Origin of the sequence: Chitiniphilus purpureus (assembly GCF_025642115.1) — a bacterium.
Classification (GTDB): Bacteria; Pseudomonadota; Gammaproteobacteria; order Burkholderiales; family Chitinibacteraceae; genus Chitiniphilus; species Chitiniphilus purpureus.
The window spans coordinates 2,888,364-2,902,902 of the sequence record NZ_CP106753.1 but is presented as its reverse complement, the minus strand read 5'-3'; the positions used below and the strand labels follow the sequence as shown (position 1 = coordinate 2,902,902).

Annotated in this window: 15 protein-coding genes; all 15 read left to right on the top strand. The window is 67.2% G+C overall.

The genetic code is table 11. From position 1 onward, the window contains the following. The first annotated feature begins 75 nt into the window (after positions 1-75). The 15 genes from motA to N8I74_RS13310 all read left to right on the top strand — a co-directional run bounded on the left by motA (position 76) and on the right by N8I74_RS13310 (position 14,492). A complete protein-coding gene (motA, locus tag N8I74_RS13380) occupies positions 76-936 on the top strand; it encodes a flagellar motor stator protein MotA (RefSeq protein WP_263123602.1) in 861 nt (286 codons plus the stop codon). Positions 937-963: 27 nt separating this feature from the next. Continuing rightward, positions 964-1,860, top strand: coding sequence for a flagellar motor protein MotB (gene motB / locus N8I74_RS13375; RefSeq protein WP_263123601.1), 897 nt, complete (start codon positions 964-966; stop codon positions 1,858-1,860). Between the two features lie 5 nt (positions 1,861-1,865). Further along, positions 1,866-2,585, top strand: coding sequence for a class I SAM-dependent methyltransferase (locus N8I74_RS13370; protein ID WP_263123600.1), 720 nt, complete (start codon positions 1,866-1,868; stop codon positions 2,583-2,585). After that, the gene (locus N8I74_RS13365) at positions 2,573-3,928 is read left to right on the top strand and encodes an HDOD domain-containing protein (RefSeq protein WP_263123599.1); all 1,356 of its coding nucleotides are present in this window, start codon (positions 2,573-2,575) and stop codon (positions 3,926-3,928) included. Before N8I74_RS13370 ends, N8I74_RS13365 begins: the two co-directional genes overlap by 13 nt. A gap of 28 nt (positions 3,929-3,956) precedes the next feature. Beyond that, a complete protein-coding gene (locus N8I74_RS13360; RefSeq protein ID WP_263123598.1) occupies positions 3,957-4,742 on the top strand; it encodes a TrmH family RNA methyltransferase in 786 nt (261 codons plus the stop codon). Positions 4,743-4,772: 30 nt separating this feature from the next. Next, positions 4,773-5,255, top strand: coding sequence for a PilZ domain-containing protein (locus N8I74_RS13355; protein WP_263123597.1), 483 nt, complete (start codon positions 4,773-4,775; stop codon positions 5,253-5,255). Between the two features lie 14 nt (positions 5,256-5,269). After that, on the top strand, positions 5,270-5,938 hold the full coding sequence (gene ung, locus N8I74_RS13350) for a uracil-DNA glycosylase (protein ID WP_408611923.1): 669 nt from the start codon (positions 5,270-5,272) through the stop codon (positions 5,936-5,938). After that, positions 5,935-6,813, top strand: a complete 879-nt coding sequence (locus tag N8I74_RS13345; protein ID WP_263123595.1) for an ROK family protein — start codon at positions 5,935-5,937, stop codon at positions 6,811-6,813. Before ung ends, N8I74_RS13345 begins: the two co-directional genes overlap by 4 nt. A gap of 144 nt (positions 6,814-6,957) precedes the next feature. Further along, positions 6,958-7,554, top strand: coding sequence for an NADPH-dependent FMN reductase (gene ssuE, locus N8I74_RS13340; RefSeq protein WP_263123594.1), 597 nt, complete (start codon positions 6,958-6,960; stop codon positions 7,552-7,554). 45 nt (positions 7,555-7,599) lie between these two features. Next, entirely contained in the window at positions 7,600-8,529 is a 930-nt protein-coding gene (locus tag N8I74_RS13335) for a sulfonate ABC transporter substrate-binding protein (RefSeq protein WP_263123593.1), read from the top strand. A gap of 10 nt (positions 8,530-8,539) precedes the next feature. Next, complete coding sequence (locus tag N8I74_RS13330; RefSeq protein WP_263123592.1) at positions 8,540-9,463, top strand: sulfonate ABC transporter substrate-binding protein; 924 nt, start codon at positions 8,540-8,542, stop codon at positions 9,461-9,463. Between the two features lie 135 nt (positions 9,464-9,598). Then, complete coding sequence (gene ssuD, locus N8I74_RS13325) at positions 9,599-10,750, top strand: FMNH2-dependent alkanesulfonate monooxygenase (protein ID WP_263123591.1); 1,152 nt, start codon at positions 9,599-9,601, stop codon at positions 10,748-10,750. 10 nt (positions 10,751-10,760) lie between these two features. Then, on the top strand, positions 10,761-11,537 hold the full coding sequence (gene ssuC, locus N8I74_RS13320; RefSeq protein WP_263123590.1) for an aliphatic sulfonate ABC transporter permease SsuC: 777 nt from the start codon (positions 10,761-10,763) through the stop codon (positions 11,535-11,537). 1 nt (position 11,538) lies between these two features. Continuing rightward, complete coding sequence (locus N8I74_RS13315; RefSeq protein WP_263123589.1) at positions 11,539-12,348, top strand: ATP-binding cassette domain-containing protein; 810 nt, start codon at positions 11,539-11,541, stop codon at positions 12,346-12,348. 368 nt (positions 12,349-12,716) lie between these two features. Then, positions 12,717-14,492 (top strand): glycoside hydrolase family 9 protein, encoded by a 1,776-nt coding sequence (locus tag N8I74_RS13310; RefSeq protein WP_263123588.1) that lies wholly within the window; start codon positions 12,717-12,719, stop codon positions 14,490-14,492. Positions 14,493-14,539 lie beyond the last annotated feature (47 nt).

Below are 14,539 nucleotides of genomic sequence, written 5' to 3'. Positions count from 1 at the left end.
GCACAGCGCGCGGCAAATTTTGCCGGTGCCAGCCAGATCACGATAAGAACGATTCCGTACAGGTATTCCGAACACATGTTCGTCATCATCGGCTACATCTTCATGTCCGCCTGTATTTTCGGGGCGTATGCCGCGCACGGCGGGCACCTCGGCGTGCTTTGGCAGCCCTCCGAAATCGTCATCATCTTCGGTGGCGCGCTGGGCGCGATGATCGTTGGCTTCGGCGGCAAGCCCCTCAAGGCCACCCTCAAGGCGCTCCCTTCACTCTTCAAGGGATCCAAGTACAACAAGGCCTTCTACATGGACTTGTTCGCACTGCAGTTCGAGATTCTCTCGAAGGTGCGCAAGGAAGGTCTGATGTCGATCGAAGGCGATGTCGAAGACCCGCACAACAGTCCGCTGTTCTCCAAATATCCCAAGGTCGGCCACGATCACCACGTGGTCGAGTTCATGACCGACTACCTGCGCCTGATGGTCGGTGGCAATCTCAACGCCTTCGAGATCGAGAACCTGATGGACGTCGAGATCGACGCGCACCACCACGAGGCGGCGGTGCCTGCCGGTGCGATCTCCAAGCTCGCCGACGGCCTGCCGGCCTTTGGTATCGTGGCGGCGGTGATGGGTGTGGTGCATACCATGGGTTCGCTGCACCTGCCGCCTTCGGAGCTGGGGGGGCTGATCGGCGCCGCCCTGGTCGGCACCTTCCTCGGGATCCTGCTGGCGTACGGTTTCGTCGGCCCGCTTGCCACCATCCTGGAAAACAAGGCGGCCGAGGACCACACGGTGCTGAGCGCGATCAAGGTGACGCTGCTTGCGAGCCTGAACGGCTATGCGCCGCAAGTGGCGGTGGAGTTCGGGCGCAAGGCGCTGCCGTCGGCCGAGCGTCCTTCGTTCAAGGAACTCGAGGACTTCGTCAAGAATGCCAAGAGCAAGTAGCAGCCGGTCGGTACGCGGTAGCCGCAGATGAGCGACGACTCGCAACGCCCCATCATCGTCAAGCGCATCAAGAAGGGCGGGCACGGCCATCACGGCGGCGCCTGGAAGATCGCGTATGCCGATTTCGTCACCGCGATGATGGCGTTCTTCCTGCTGATGTGGCTCCTCGGCTCGGTGTCCAAGGGCAACCTCAAGGGGATTGCCGACTACTTCAACAATCCGTTCAAGGTTGCCAGCCAGGGCGGCAGCGGCGCCGGTGCCGCAGAATCGCTGATCCAGGGTGGCGGGCGTGATCTGACCCAGGATGCCGGGCAGATGAAGAAGGGTGGCAACGAGGAAACCGAGATCGCCCGCGACCGCAAACGGCTGTCGGAACTGAAGCGCAAGTTCGAAACCATGATCAATGACAAGGCGCAGCAGAACACCAAGCTTGCGCAGTTCAAGAGCCAGCTGCGCCTGGACATGGTGGCCGAGGGCCTGCGCATCCAGATCGTCGATGCGCAGAGCCGCCCGATGTTCAAGTCCGGCAGCAGCGAGCTTGAACCGTATGCGCGCGACGTACTGCACGAGATCTCGCAATTGCTCAACGACGTGCCGAACGCCATCTCGCTGTCAGGCCATACCGACGCACAGCAGTACGCCGGCGGGCAGAGCGGCTTCAGCAACTGGGAGCTGTCGGCCGAGCGAGCCAATGCCTCACGCCGTGAGCTGATCGCTGGCGGCGTCGCCAATCAGAAGGTGCTGCGCGTCAACGGTTTTGCCGAAGAAGTCCCGCTCGATACCAAGAACATCTACAACCCGGTCAACCGGCGCATCAGTATCGTGGTGCTGAACAAGGACGCGGAGCAGGACATCCGCGATCAGGCCGGGATGGGCGATGACGGGGCTGCCAGCGCGGTTGCGCCCAAGGCCCCCACGCAATGATCCGGATGGTGCGCCTCCTGGCGCTGCAGGCGGCGGCGGCCCTGTTGACCTGGGCAGTCTTTGCCCAGCTCGGACTGGCAGCGGCCCCCTGGCCGTTCGCGTTGGGGTGTGCGGTGCTTGCGATGCTGTCCGCGCCGGCCCTGCACCACGGGCGCTGGTGGCGCGTCATCCATTTTGTGTTTCCGCTGGCCACGACGGCAACGCTGCAGTTGGCCCTGCCGGCCTGGTTCTGGCTTGCCGCCTTCGCGCTCCTGGCGGTGGTGTACGGCGGCGTGCTCAAGAGCGGCGTGCCGCTGTATCTGAGCAACCGGCACGCGCTGGCGCACCTGGGCCGCTGCCTGCCTGCCGGGGCGCGCTTCGTCGATCTGGGTGCCGGCACCGGTACGGTGCTTGCCTGGCTGGTGCGCCATCGGCCCGACGTGCGTGCCTGCGGCGTCGAGGCCGCCTGGCTGCCCTGGCTGATCGGCCGGCTGCGCTTTGCGGCGCGACGCGACGTGCAATGGGTGCGCGAGGATCTCTTTGCCCATCCGCTGGCGGATTACGATGTGGTCTACGCCTACCTGTCGCCGGTGGCGATGCCGGCGCTGTGGCAAAAGCTCAGGCGCGAACTGCCGCACGGTGCACTCTTCATCAGCAACAGCTTTGCCATCCCCGACCAGCCGCCGCTGGAGCGCATCGCGGTGGGTGATTGGAAGCGCAGCGAACTGCTGGTATGGCAACGCTGACCTCGGATCAGGCCGCCACCTGGCACAGCAAGGCGTTGCCGATGCTGCAAACCTCGCGCGAGCGGTTGCTGCCGCTGGCACGCCGGGCAGAGCGTGTCCAGCCGCAGGAGGTGGCGGACATCGTCCAACGCGATCCGCTGCTGGTGGCCCAGGTGCTGCGTGCGGCCAATCAGCGCAGTCGCAGCGGCCTGTCCGCGGATGTGATTGCCATCGACAACGCGGTGATGCTGTACGGCGTCGCGCCCTTTGTCGAACGCTTCGCGCGTGGCCCCACCGTGGAGGAGCTGCTGGCCGGGGACGAGACGCGCTACCGGCGCTATCGCTCCGCGGTGCTGGAGATCCGCTTTGCCGCCGGGCTGGCGCGCGAATTTGCCCACCGCCGCCACGACGCCCGGCCCGAGGAAATACTCGCCGGTGCGCTGCTGCATGGCATACCGGCTCTGCTCGGCCTGCTCGATCCCACGCACGTCGTGACGCCGGCGATGCTGCCGCAGTTGCTCGGCGCATGGCACATCCCCGAAGCGGTGCGTACGCTGTGCGACGAGCCACGCGAAGCCGGTCCCCGCCAGGTGTTGCACCAGGCGGCGCTGCATCTGGCGCAGGACATGCAGCATGGATGGTGGCAGCCGGCGCTGCAGGGCAGGTTGCAGGTGATCGCCCAGGTACTGCAGCAGCCCATCGATGCCGTCTGGCGCGTCGCAACGACACAGGCGCTGACCTGCGCCGGGCGCGACTACGCCGAGACGGCCGGCTTCTGGCCGGCAGCGCGCTGGTTGCCGATGCTGCCGGGGGATTGGCCGCTGCCCGCCGCGCCGGCGTCCGCCCCGCTGCGTCCCGATCCGTTGGCACAACGGCTGCAGGCGCTGCATCTGGCCGGCAGGCAGGGCGTGCCCGCCAACCAGATCGTCTCGCTGGTGGTACGTGCGCTGGCCGAAGGGCTGACAATGCGCCGTATCGCACTGATCCTGCTCACCCAGGACGGGCGGCTGCTGCGTACCCGCTTCACCCACGGTGCGGTCCAGGACGACCCGCTGTGCCGGCTGGAACTGGCGCTGGACCCGCCCACGCTGTTCTCCCAGCTGCTGCAAAAGCCGCAATGTGTCTGGCTGCGTGGCGACAAGCGGCGCGAATGGGCCGCCTTGCTGCCTGAGCATCTGACCACACAGATCGGCGGCGCGGATTTCTGTGCGATGTCGCTGTTCGTGGGCGACAAGCCGTTGGGCGTGTTGTTCGCCGACCGCAGCGTCGAAGCCCCGCTGGTCGACGGCGACTACCAGTCGTTGCGTCGCATCTGCCAGCTGGCATGCACGGCACTGGCCGACAGCACGCGGCGTGCGTCCTGACGCGACGCCTGCCCACGGAGCTGCTGCAATGGATACGATCGTTTCCCGTCACAATCCGCTGTTCAAGCAGCTGCACCGGCTGGCCGGCCAACGCCGCGAACGGCTGCGCGAACGCCGTACCCTGCTGGACGGCGCGCATCTGTTGCAAAGCGCGCTCGACGCGGGCTGGCTGCCCGAGCGGGTGATCGTCACCCCGCAAGGGCAGGCCAACCACGAGATCGATGCGTTGCTGCAACGCGCGCAGGCGCCGGTGACGCTGCTCGATCCTGCGCTGTTCGCCGAGCTGTCCGAGCTGCCAAGCCCGACCGGCGTACTGGCGCTGGTGAGCTGGCCGCAGCCGCCCGCACCACGCCGCGACGGCCTGTGCCTGCTGCTGGATGGGGTGCAGGACCCTGGCAATGTCGGCACCATCCTGCGGACCGCCGCCGCGGCGGGCGTGGCGCAGGTGCTGCTGTCGGCGGGCTGCGCCGATGTCTGGTCGCCCAAGGTATTGCGAGCCGGCATGGGCGCGCACTTCCTGCTTGAAATCATCGAGCGTGCCGACCTGCCGGCATTCGCCGCCCGGTTCGACGGCCCGCTTGCGGTGACGCTGCTGGAGGGCGCGGTCGATCTTTATCGGGCGCGCCTGGACGGCAATCTTGCGTTGGCGCTGGGGGCGGAGGGGCAGGGCGTCAGCGCCGAGCTGGCCGCCCACGCCACACTGCGGCTGCGCATTCCGATGGCACCGGGTGTCGAGTCGCTCAATGTGGGCGCGGCGGCGGCGATCTGTCTGTACGAAAGGGTGCGGCAGATGGGGATCGCCACGGCGCTATAATCCAGCGGTTTCAACCGCAAGGACGCCTCCGTGAACGATGCAGTGCATTTTACCGCGCGCCTGCCGCTGGCCTGGCGTGCGCAAGGCGATCAGTCCGCCTTCGAGGCGGCGCGTTTCCTGGATGTGTTGACGGCGCTGGAGCACGGCGGCGAGGACGCGCCGGATGCCCGCGACGCCAAGATCGACCTGCAGCTGCTCTGGCTGGCCCGGCTGCTGACCCCTAGCCTGCCGCCCGAGACCGACGTGCGCATCGGTATCGAGCATGCGGTCTGGATGCAGCCTGAACCGCTGTCGGCAGGGCAGCCGGGCTGGCTCTCGTTCAGCCCCAGCACGGTGTTGCCGTTCCTGCTTTGCCTGCCGGCGCAGGTGGTGGCGTGTGATGCCGCCGCCGGGCGCCATCGGATCGGCGTGCGCTGGACGATAGCCGAAGGCATGCTGCGCGAGGCGTTCGAACGCATGGTGTTCAGGCGGCATCGCGAACAGATCCGGCGCGAACGCGCGGGGCAGCCGTGAACTGGCTGGCACAGATGATTCCGGCCGGCTGGCGCGAGCTGGCGGCGCCGGCGACGCAGACACCCGGCTTCGAGCGGCTGGCGGATTTCCTGGCGGCCGAGCTGGCCCAGGGCAAGCGCATCTATCCGCCGCAGGACCGGTGGTTTGCCGCGCTAGAGGCCGTGCCGCCCGCCCGGGTCGAGGTGGTGATCCTGGGGCAGGACCCCTACCACGGCGCTGGCGAAGCACACGGCCTCGCCTTTTCGGTGCCGCCCGGCGTCAGGATACCGCCCAGCCTGCGCAACATCTGGCAGGAGCTGGCGCGCGACTACGGCTATACGCCGCCCAGACACGGCTTGCTGCAAGCCTGGGCCGAGCAGGGGGTGTTGCTGCTCAACAGCGTGCTCACCGTGGAGGCGGACCGCGCCGCTTCGCATGCCAAGCGCGGCTGGGAAGCCTTCACCGATCACCTCGTACTGGAACTGGCGCGACGTCAGGACGGGCTGGTCTTCATGCTCTGGGGTGCCTATGCGCAGAAGAAGGGCGCCCTGATCGACCGTGCGCGCCATCACGTGCTTGAATCGCCGCATCCGTCGCCACTGTCGGCCCACCGCGGTTTCATCGGCAACGGGCATTTCCGCAGCGCCAACGGCTATCTGCAGTCCATCGGCAAGACGCCGATCAATTGGGAGATCCATCCGTGAACCTGCTGGCATTCGACATCGGTGGCACTCAGATCAAATACGGCCTCATCGACCAGGCCGGCGAGGTGCTGCATGCCGAAACGGTATCCACCCAGGCCGGGCAGGGCGGTGCGGCGTTGCTTGAGCGGTTGGTGATGCTGGCGCGCCCATGGGTCGAGAAGGCATGCCCGGCCGGCATCGCACTGAGCACATTGGGGCTGGTCGAACCGGCGCACGGCACCATCCTGGCCGCTGCCGAAGCAGTGCCCGGCTATATCGGATGTTCTCCCAAGGCGGCACTGCAACAGGCGTTCGGCCTGCCGGTGACTGTCGAGAACGACGTCAACTGTGTGGCACTGGCCGAAGGCTGGCGCGGCGCGGCGCAAGGGGCCAGCCATTACATTGCGGTGGCCGTGGGCACGGGCATCGGCGGCGGCATCGTCATCAACGGGCGGTTGTATCGCGGTCACCGCGCCGCGGCCGGCGAGTGGGGCTACATGCGCATCAACGGCAAGTTGTGGGAAGACCACGCCTCGATGCGCGGGCTGGTGCATGCGGCGCAGGCGGCGACCGGCCGTATCGGGCTGGACGGGCGTGCCATCTTTGCCGCCTACGACGCGGGCGATCCGGCCTTCACCCGGCTGGTGGCCGACTGGCTGACCCTGCTCGCCACCGGCATCGTCAACCTGATCTATGCCTTCAACCCCGAACGCGTGGTGATTGGCGGCGGCATCGCCGGCCGGGGTGAGCGCTTCCTGGCCGAACTCAATGCCAGCATCGATGGGATCCTGCTGCCGGATTTCCATGGCATGAGCCGTATCGTCCTGGCCAGCGCCGGCAATCACGCCGGCATGATCGGCGCCGCGCGCAATTGGCTCACCGAGCAGCTCGGCTGACGTTGCTGCTGCCAAGGGGTTGCATGATATTGATGTTTTGATATATCAAATGAATTTCAAAGTATTAAAAGTAATATAAGACTGGGCCTTATATTCGCTTGGCAATAGAACCGCATCCAGCGGTCCGCCAGGAGGAATCGCCCCATGTCCACCGTTGTCCTGCTCGCCGGCAGCCCCAGCCAGCGCTCACGCTCCACCACGCTGCTGCAGCGCGCCGGCGCGCTGCTTGCCGGCCACGGCGCCCGCACCCAGGCCTTCTCGCTGGCCGACTTCCCTAGCGACGATCTCCTCCACGCCCGTTGGGACAGCCCCGCCATCCGCCGCTTCATCGACGCCCTGGCCGCCGCCGACGGCCTCATCGTCGCCACCCCGGTCTACAAGGCCGCCTACAGCGGCGCGCTCAAGGCGGTGCTCGACCTGTTGCCCGAGCGCGCGCTGGAACAGAAAGCGGCACTGGCGCTGGCCACCGGCGGCAGCCCGGGCCACCTGCTGGCGGTGGACTACGCGCTGCAACCGGTGCTGTCCGCCTTGAAGGCCCGCCACATCGTCGGCGGCGTCTACGCCACCGACCGCGATTTCACACTGCAGGAAGACGGCAGCTACCAGGTGGGCGAGGACATCGACGCCCGGCTGCACCACGCTGTCGGCCGCCTGATCGCCCATCTCCCCAACCCGGGCAGCGTCGAGCTGCATCCGGAAGCGCTGTCGCGGCAGGTTGCCGCGGCACGCATCAGCATCTGACCCGCCAATACCTGATCCCAGACACAAGACCAAGGAGCCCTGCCCATGTTGTCCCGACTGATCAAACCGCTGCTGATTGCCGCCGCAATCAGCGTTGCCACCACGGCCGCCGCCGAGGAGCTGCGCGTCGGCTTCCAGAAATACGGCACGCTGACCGTGCTCAAGGCACGCGGCACGCTGGAAACCCGTCTGAAACCGCTGGGCTTCACCGTGCGCTGGGTCGAATTCCCGGCCGGCCCGCAGCTGCTGGAAGGCCTCAACGTCGGCGCCATCGATTTCGGCACCACCGGCGAAGCACCGCCCATCTTTGCCCAGGCCGCCGGCGCCAATCTGGTCTACGTCGGCAACGAGCCGCCGGCACCGATCTCCGAAGCCATCGTCATTCCCAAGGATTCGCCGATCAAATCGGTGAAGGAACTCAAGGGCAAGAAGGTGGTGCTGAACAAGGGTTCCAACGTGCACTACCTCTTGGTGAAGGCGCTGCAGGAAGCCGGCCTCAAGTGGACCGACATCACCCCCGTCTACCTGCCGCCAGCCGACGCGCGCGCCGCATTCGAGCGCGGTTCGGTCGACGCCTGGGTGATCTGGGATCCGTTCCTCGCCGCCGCCGAGAAGCAACTGGGCGCCCGCACGCTGCGCGATGGCAAGGGCCTCGTCGCCAACCACCAGTTCTTCCTCGCCGCCCGTCCGTTTGCCGAGAAGAACCCCAAGGTGCTGGCCGCTGTGCTCGACGAGCTCGACAAGACCGATGCGTGGGCCGCAAAGAACCAGGCCGAAGTGGTGAAGGAGATTGCGCCGCTGCTGGGGCTGCCGACCGATATCGTGCAGCTGGCCGTTGCCCGCTACAGCTATGGCGTGGTGCCGGTGACGCCCAAGGTGGCCGAAGCCCAGCAGAAGATCGCCGACGTGTTCCATGAGCTCAAGCTGATCCCGAAGCCGATCAAGGTGAAGGACGCGCTGGTCTCGCAGAAATAAGGATCACGCCATGAAGCGCCTCCTCGCTCCCTTGCTGGCCTTAGCGCTCGTCGCAGGCACTGCCCATGCCACTGAAGTGCGCATCGGCTACCAGAAAAGCTCGCTCAACCTGATTGTGCTGAAAAGCCGGGGCATCCTGGAAAAGCGGCTGGCCGAGGGCGGCCACACGGTGAAGTGGCACGAGTTCGCCGCCGGCCCGCAGCTCCTGGAGGCGCTGGCCGCCGGGTCGCTCGATGTCGGCATGACCGGCGACACGCCGCCGATCTTCGCCCAGTCCGCCGGCTCACCGCTGGTCTATGTCGGCTTCGAGCCGCCCAAGCCACAGGCCTCGGCCATCCTGGTGCCGAGCGATTCGCCGATCAGGAAGCTCGCCGAGCTCAAGGGCAAGCGTGTGGCACTGCAAAAGGGATCGAGCGCGCATTACCTCTTGGTGCGTGCGCTCGACAAGGCCGGCCTCAAGTGGGAGGAAATCCAGCCCGCCTACCTGACCCCGGCTGAGGCGCGCGCCGCATTCGAGCGCGGGGCGATCGATGCCTGGGTGATCTGGGATCCGTTCTACGCCGCCGCCGAGAAAACGGTGAAGCCGCGCGTGCTGACCACGGGCGAAGGCCTGTCGGCCAACCAGTCGTTCTATCTCGCCGCCCGGCCGTTCGCGAGCAAGGAAGCCAAGTTGCTGCAGATCGTGTTCGATGCGCTGTCGGACAACGACGACTTCCTGGAAAAGCAGCCGGCCGAGGCGGCGCAGGTGCTGTCCCGCGCCGTCGGCCTCGATGTGCCCACCTTCGAACGGGTGATCGAGCGCCGCCCCAGCTTCAAGGTCACCTGGCTCACGCCACAGGTGGTGGCCGAGCAACAACGCATCGCCGACCGCTTCGCCGAGCTCAAGCTCATCCCGAAGCCGGTCACCGTGAAGGACATCGTCTGGCAACCGTGATCCGCTCCGCTTCCCCCAGCGACTTATCGCTAGCAAGCGGATCACCTCAAAGCGAACCACATCTAATAACCACACACAAAACCCAGCGCAACGGTGCTGGCTAGGCGTTGTGTGTGGCGACCAAGGATAACGATCATGAAACTGTTCTGGTTCCTCCCTACCCACGGCGACGGCCGCTACCTTGGCACCCAGCACGGCGCCCGCACTGTCGATCACCGCTACCTCGCGCAGATCGCCCAGGCGGCCGACCGCCTCGGTTTCGAAGGCGTGCTGATCCCCACCGGCCGCTCTTGCGAGGATTCCTGGGTAGTGGCCGCCTCGCTCGCACCGCTGACCGAGCGCCTGAAATTCCTGGTGGCGATCCGCCCCGGCATCATTTCGCCCACGGTCTCGGCCCGCCAAGCCGCCACGCTCGATCGCATCTCGAACGGCCGCCTGCTGATCAACGTGGTGACCGGCGGCGACCCGGACGAGCAGCACGGCGACGGCAGCTTCCTCACCCACGCCGAGCGCTACGAGGTGACCGACGAGTTCCTGCGCATCTGGCGCGGCGTGCTGTCAGGCGAGACCGTCGACTTCGAGGGCAAACACCTCACCGTGAAGAACGCCAAGACGCTGTTCCCGCCGGTGCAGCAGCCGTATCCGCCACTGTGGTTTGGTGGCTCGTCCGAGCCCGCCAAGGCGCTGGCCGCCGAGCAGGTCGACGTCTACCTCACCTGGGGCGAGCCGCCGGCCGCCGTTGCCCAGAAGATTCGCGAGGTGCGCGAACTCGCCGCGGCACAGGGCCGCACGGTGAAGTTCGGCATCCGCCTGCACATCATCGTGCGCGAGACCAGCGAGCAAGCGTGGAAGGCGGCCGACGAGCTGATCCAGTACGTGACCGACGACACCATCGCCGCCGCACAGAATGCCTTCGCACGCTTCGACTCGGTTGGCCAGCGCCGCATGGCCGAGCTGCACGGCGGTCGCCGCGACCAACTCGAAATCCATCCCAATCTGTGGGCCGGCGTGGGCCTGGTGCGCGGCGGCGCGGGCACTGCCCTCGTCGGCAGTGCCGAGGAAGTGGCCGCGCTGGTCAAGGAATACCACGCGCTCGGCATCGAGACCTTCATCCTCTCGGGCTATCCGCACCTCGAGGAATCGTATCGCGTGGCCGAGCTGCTGTTCCCGCTGCTGCCGCTCGATCATGTGCCGCCGCCGCAGAAGCAGAATCTGACCGGACCGTTCGGCGAGGTGATCGCCAACGATATCGTTCCCACCGCGCGGCAGCCCGCGCCTGTGGCGTGAGGGCAGGACGATGAGCGTTGCCAACACCCTCTACAAGCGACTGGCGCCGTGGGCGGTGCCGGTGCTGCTGATCGCCGGCTGGCAGTGGGCGGCCGTGGCCGGCCTGATCGGCAGCCGCATCCTGCCGCCGCCGTTCGACGTGTTGAAGGCCGGCATCACGCTGGCCCAGTCGGGCGAACTGTGGACCCACCTCAAGATCAGCTTCTGGCGCGCCACCATTGGTTTTGCCATTGGCGGCGGGCTGGGGCTGCTGCTGGGGCTGGTCACCGGTCTGTCGCGCCGCGGCGAGCTGCTGCTCGATACCAGCGTGCAGATGATCCGCAACATCCCGCCGCTGGCGCTGATCCCGCTGGTGATCCTGTGGTTCGGCATCGACGAGGGTGCCAAGCTGTTCCTGGTCGCCTTTGGCACGCTGTTCCCGGTCTACATCAACACCTATCACGGCATCAAATCGGTGGACACCGGCCTCGTCGAAATGGCCAGGAGCTATGGCCTGAAGGGCTGGCCGCTGTTCCGCGACGTGATCCTGCCAGGCGCGCTGCCCAGTATCCTCGTCGGCGTGCGCTTCGCCATCGGCTTCGCCTGGATCCTGCTGATCGTCGCCGAGACCATTTCGGCGAGCTCCGGCATCGGCTACCTCGCGATGAACGCGCGCGAATTCCTGCAGACCGACATCGTGGTGCTTGCCATCCTGCTGTACGCACTGCTCGGCAAGGCCAGCGACGTGCTGGCCCGCCAGCTGGAACGCGTGTGGCTGCGTTGGCACCCCGCCTATCAGGGAGCCTGACATGACCCAGACCACACTCGAATCCGACCTCGGCGTTGCCCTCGCCATCCGTGGGCTCGCGCGCCGCTTCGGCACGCAGACCGTGCTGCACGACCTCGATCTCGACATCGGTGCCGGCGAGTTCGTCGCCATCGTCGGCCGCTCCGGCTGCGGCAAATCGACGCTGCTGCGGCTGATCGCCCAGCTCGACACCGCCAGTGGTGGCGACATCCACGCCGATGGCGCACCGCTGGCCCGCTCCGGCATCGATACCCGGCTGATGTTCCAGGATGCGCGGCTGCTGCCGTGGAAAACGGTGCTGGCCAACGTCGGCCTCGGCCTGACCGGCGACTGGCAGGTCAGGGCGCACGCTGCGCTGGCCGAAGTCGGCCTCGCCGGGCATGCAGACAAGTGGCCCAGTCAGCTCTCCGGCGGCCAGCGGCAGCGCGTGGCGCTGGCACGGGCGCTGATCCACCAGCCGCAGCTGTTGCTGCTCGACGAGCCGCTGGGCGCGCTCGATGCGCTCACCCGCATCGAGATGCAGCAGTTGATCGAGCGCATCTGGCAACACCACCGCTTCACGGTGCTGCTGGTGACGCACGACGTGCAGGAGGCTGTTGCCCTGGCCGACCGGGTGATCTTGGTCGAGCAAGGCCGCATCGGCCTCGACACGCCAGTGGCGTTGCCCCGCCCGCGTGCCCGTGGCGCGGCCGGCTTCGCCGCGCTGGAGGAGGGCATCCTCGACCACGTGCTGCGGCAGCCGGAAGGCAGACCGTCGGCCATCCCGGTCGAACCCGCCATCGCCCCAGGCGCGTTGCGCTGGGCGCTATGACCTGCACCGCACAGGCAGTGCCCCTGACCAAGCGGGGATGAGGGGCGCAGGGGGCATGCGGTCCGCAGGCATGCCCTTGCAGACCGCCTGCCGGATCGCCGTGCTGCCGGCACCGCGGATGGGACGCGCCGGAGCGCGCTGCCGCGGCGGGGCCGCGCACTGTGCCCGGCTTGCCCTATCGTGCATGGACGCATCCAGCATGGCCGCTGCAAAACGCGCGGTGCAGGCCGGACAAGGCGTTGCGGGCGGGAACCGGTTGCGCCGCGCCCTGGATTTTCGGCATGGGCGGCGGCAATATGGGCCGTTAGTTGTCACCCGGAACCAGCCGCCCCGTTTGCGCGGCTCATCGCTCAGCGGATGCCCAGCCCATGCCCAAGTACCAGATCCTGCTCAACCACCTCGGCTTCGAACCCGGCAGTGCCAAACAGGCGCTGATCCAGGCCCCGGCGGCAACGCCGCTGGGCATGTTCTCGGTCTACCGCGCCGATACGCGCGAACGGGTGATGCAGGCGCCGCTGCAGCCGGCGGGAACGGTGGCCCGTTGGGGGGCGGCCACTGGTGCGCCGTGGCACTACTGGCGTGCCGATCTCTCGGGGCTGGACGAGTGCGGCGAGTATTTCCTGGCGGCCGATGGCATCGAGCCGCCGCTGGTGTCGCACGTATTCGCCATCCAGCCCCGGCTGTTCGGCGAATTGCTGTTGTCGGACATCGTGCACTACATCAAGGGCCAGCGCTGCACCGGCCTCTTTGACCTGGCCGATCGCAGCCGGCCCAAATGGGGTGGCCAGGAGCGTCGCGATGTGCACGGCGGCTGGTATGACGCCTCCGGCGACTGCTCCAAGTACCTGAGCCACCTGTCGTTCGCGCAATACATGAACCCGCAGCAGACGCCGCAGGTGGTCTGGAACCTGATCGACGGCTGGGCGCGTCTGACCCAGCCGCCGCATTGGATCAGTGCAAGGGCGCCCGATCCTGCGCTCCCGCTGGAGGATGCGATCGGCTTCGCGTCCCGCTGGTTCAACGAGCGGCTAGTGGACGAGGCGCTGCACGGTGCGGATTTCCTGGTCCGCCTGCAGGACCCGCAAGGGTACTTCTACATGACGGTGTTCGATCAGTGGTCCAAGGACCCCAATCGCCGCGATATCTGCGAATACAAGACCCAGAAGGGCGAGAAGTACGCCACCTATCAGGCTGCGTACCGCCAGGGTGGTGGGATGGCGATTGCGGCACTGGCGCGCGCGGCCGGCCTGCCGCGCGATGGCGATGGCCATACCCGTGCCGAATACCTGTGGGCCGCGCGCAGCGGCTTTACGCACCTGGAGGCGCATAACCTCACGTACCTGGACGACGGCACCGAAAACATCATCGACGACTACTGCGCCCTGCTCGCCGCCACCGAGCTGCTGGCGGCAACAGGCGAGGGCGAGTATGCCGACGCTGCCGCCCGCCGCGTGCTGTCGCTACTGGCGCGCCAGCAGCCGCAGGGCTGGTTTGCCGCGGATGCGGCCGGCGAGCGCAGCTATTTCCACGCGGCCGAGGCCGGTCTGCCCTTGCTGGCGCTGATGCGCTTCCTGGAGGTGGCGCCGGACAGCCCGCTCGCCGGCCGGGTACGCGAAAGTCTGCGGCAGGCCTTTGCCTACGAGCTTGCCATCAGCGCCGAGGTGAACAACCCGTTCGGCTATCCGCGCCAGTACGTGAAGCAGATCGGCAAGCCGGGCCGGGCGCAATTCTTCATCCCGCATGACAACGAATCGGGCTATTGGTGGCAGGGCGAGAACGCCCGGTTGGGCTCGATCGCCGCGGCGTACCGGCGCGGTGCACAGCTCTTTGCCGACGAGACGCAATGGGCCGCGCAACTGGCCGCGCATGCGCAGTCCGCGCTCGATTGGGTGCTGGGGGCCAATCCGTACGACGCCTGCATGCTGCAAGGCTGGGGGCGCAACAATCCGCGCTACGAGCCGGGCTACTTCAATGCGCCCGGTGGGGTGTGCAACGGCGTCACCGGTGGCTTCGACGACGACGAGGACATCGATTTCCGCCCCTCTGAGGTCGCCACCATGGCCCACAGTTGGCGCTGGACCGAACAATGGATGCCGCATGGCGCCTGGCTGTTCCTGGCGCTGTCCATCCGCCTGTCCGAATAGTGCCCGGTGATGCGGCGCCGGCTGTCCTGCCGGGCGCCGCCGTTTCC

What these genes read in the sequence shown, in the direction of transcription:
- motA (WP_263123602.1), top strand. Translation starts at nt 76, where the DNA reads ATGTTCGTCATCATCGGCTACATCTTCATGTCCGCCTGTATTTTCGGG.
- motB (WP_263123601.1), top strand. Translation starts at nt 964, where the DNA reads ATGAGCGACGACTCGCAACGCCCCATCATCGTCAAGCGCATCAAGAAG.
- N8I74_RS13315 (WP_263123589.1), top strand. Translation starts at nt 11,539, where the DNA reads ATGACCCAGACCACACTCGAATCCGACCTCGGCGTTGCCCTCGCCATC.
- N8I74_RS13310 (WP_263123588.1), top strand. Translation starts at nt 12,717, where the DNA reads ATGCCCAAGTACCAGATCCTGCTCAACCACCTCGGCTTCGAACCCGGC.
- N8I74_RS13370 (WP_263123600.1), top strand. Translation starts at nt 1,866, where the DNA reads ATGGTGCGCCTCCTGGCGCTGCAGGCGGCGGCGGCCCTGTTGACCTGG.
- N8I74_RS13335 (WP_263123593.1), top strand. Translation starts at nt 7,600, where the DNA reads ATGTTGTCCCGACTGATCAAACCGCTGCTGATTGCCGCCGCAATCAGC.
- N8I74_RS13365 (WP_263123599.1), top strand. Translation starts at nt 2,573, where the DNA reads ATGGCAACGCTGACCTCGGATCAGGCCGCCACCTGGCACAGCAAGGCG.
- N8I74_RS13360 (WP_263123598.1), top strand. Translation starts at nt 3,957, where the DNA reads ATGGATACGATCGTTTCCCGTCACAATCCGCTGTTCAAGCAGCTGCAC.
- ssuD (WP_263123591.1), top strand. Translation starts at nt 9,599, where the DNA reads ATGAAACTGTTCTGGTTCCTCCCTACCCACGGCGACGGCCGCTACCTT.
- N8I74_RS13330 (WP_263123592.1), top strand. Translation starts at nt 8,540, where the DNA reads ATGAAGCGCCTCCTCGCTCCCTTGCTGGCCTTAGCGCTCGTCGCAGGC.
- ssuE (WP_263123594.1), top strand. Translation starts at nt 6,958, where the DNA reads ATGTCCACCGTTGTCCTGCTCGCCGGCAGCCCCAGCCAGCGCTCACGC.
- ung (WP_408611923.1), top strand. Translation starts at nt 5,270, where the DNA reads ATGATTCCGGCCGGCTGGCGCGAGCTGGCGGCGCCGGCGACGCAGACA.
- ssuC (WP_263123590.1), top strand. Translation starts at nt 10,761, where the DNA reads ATGAGCGTTGCCAACACCCTCTACAAGCGACTGGCGCCGTGGGCGGTG.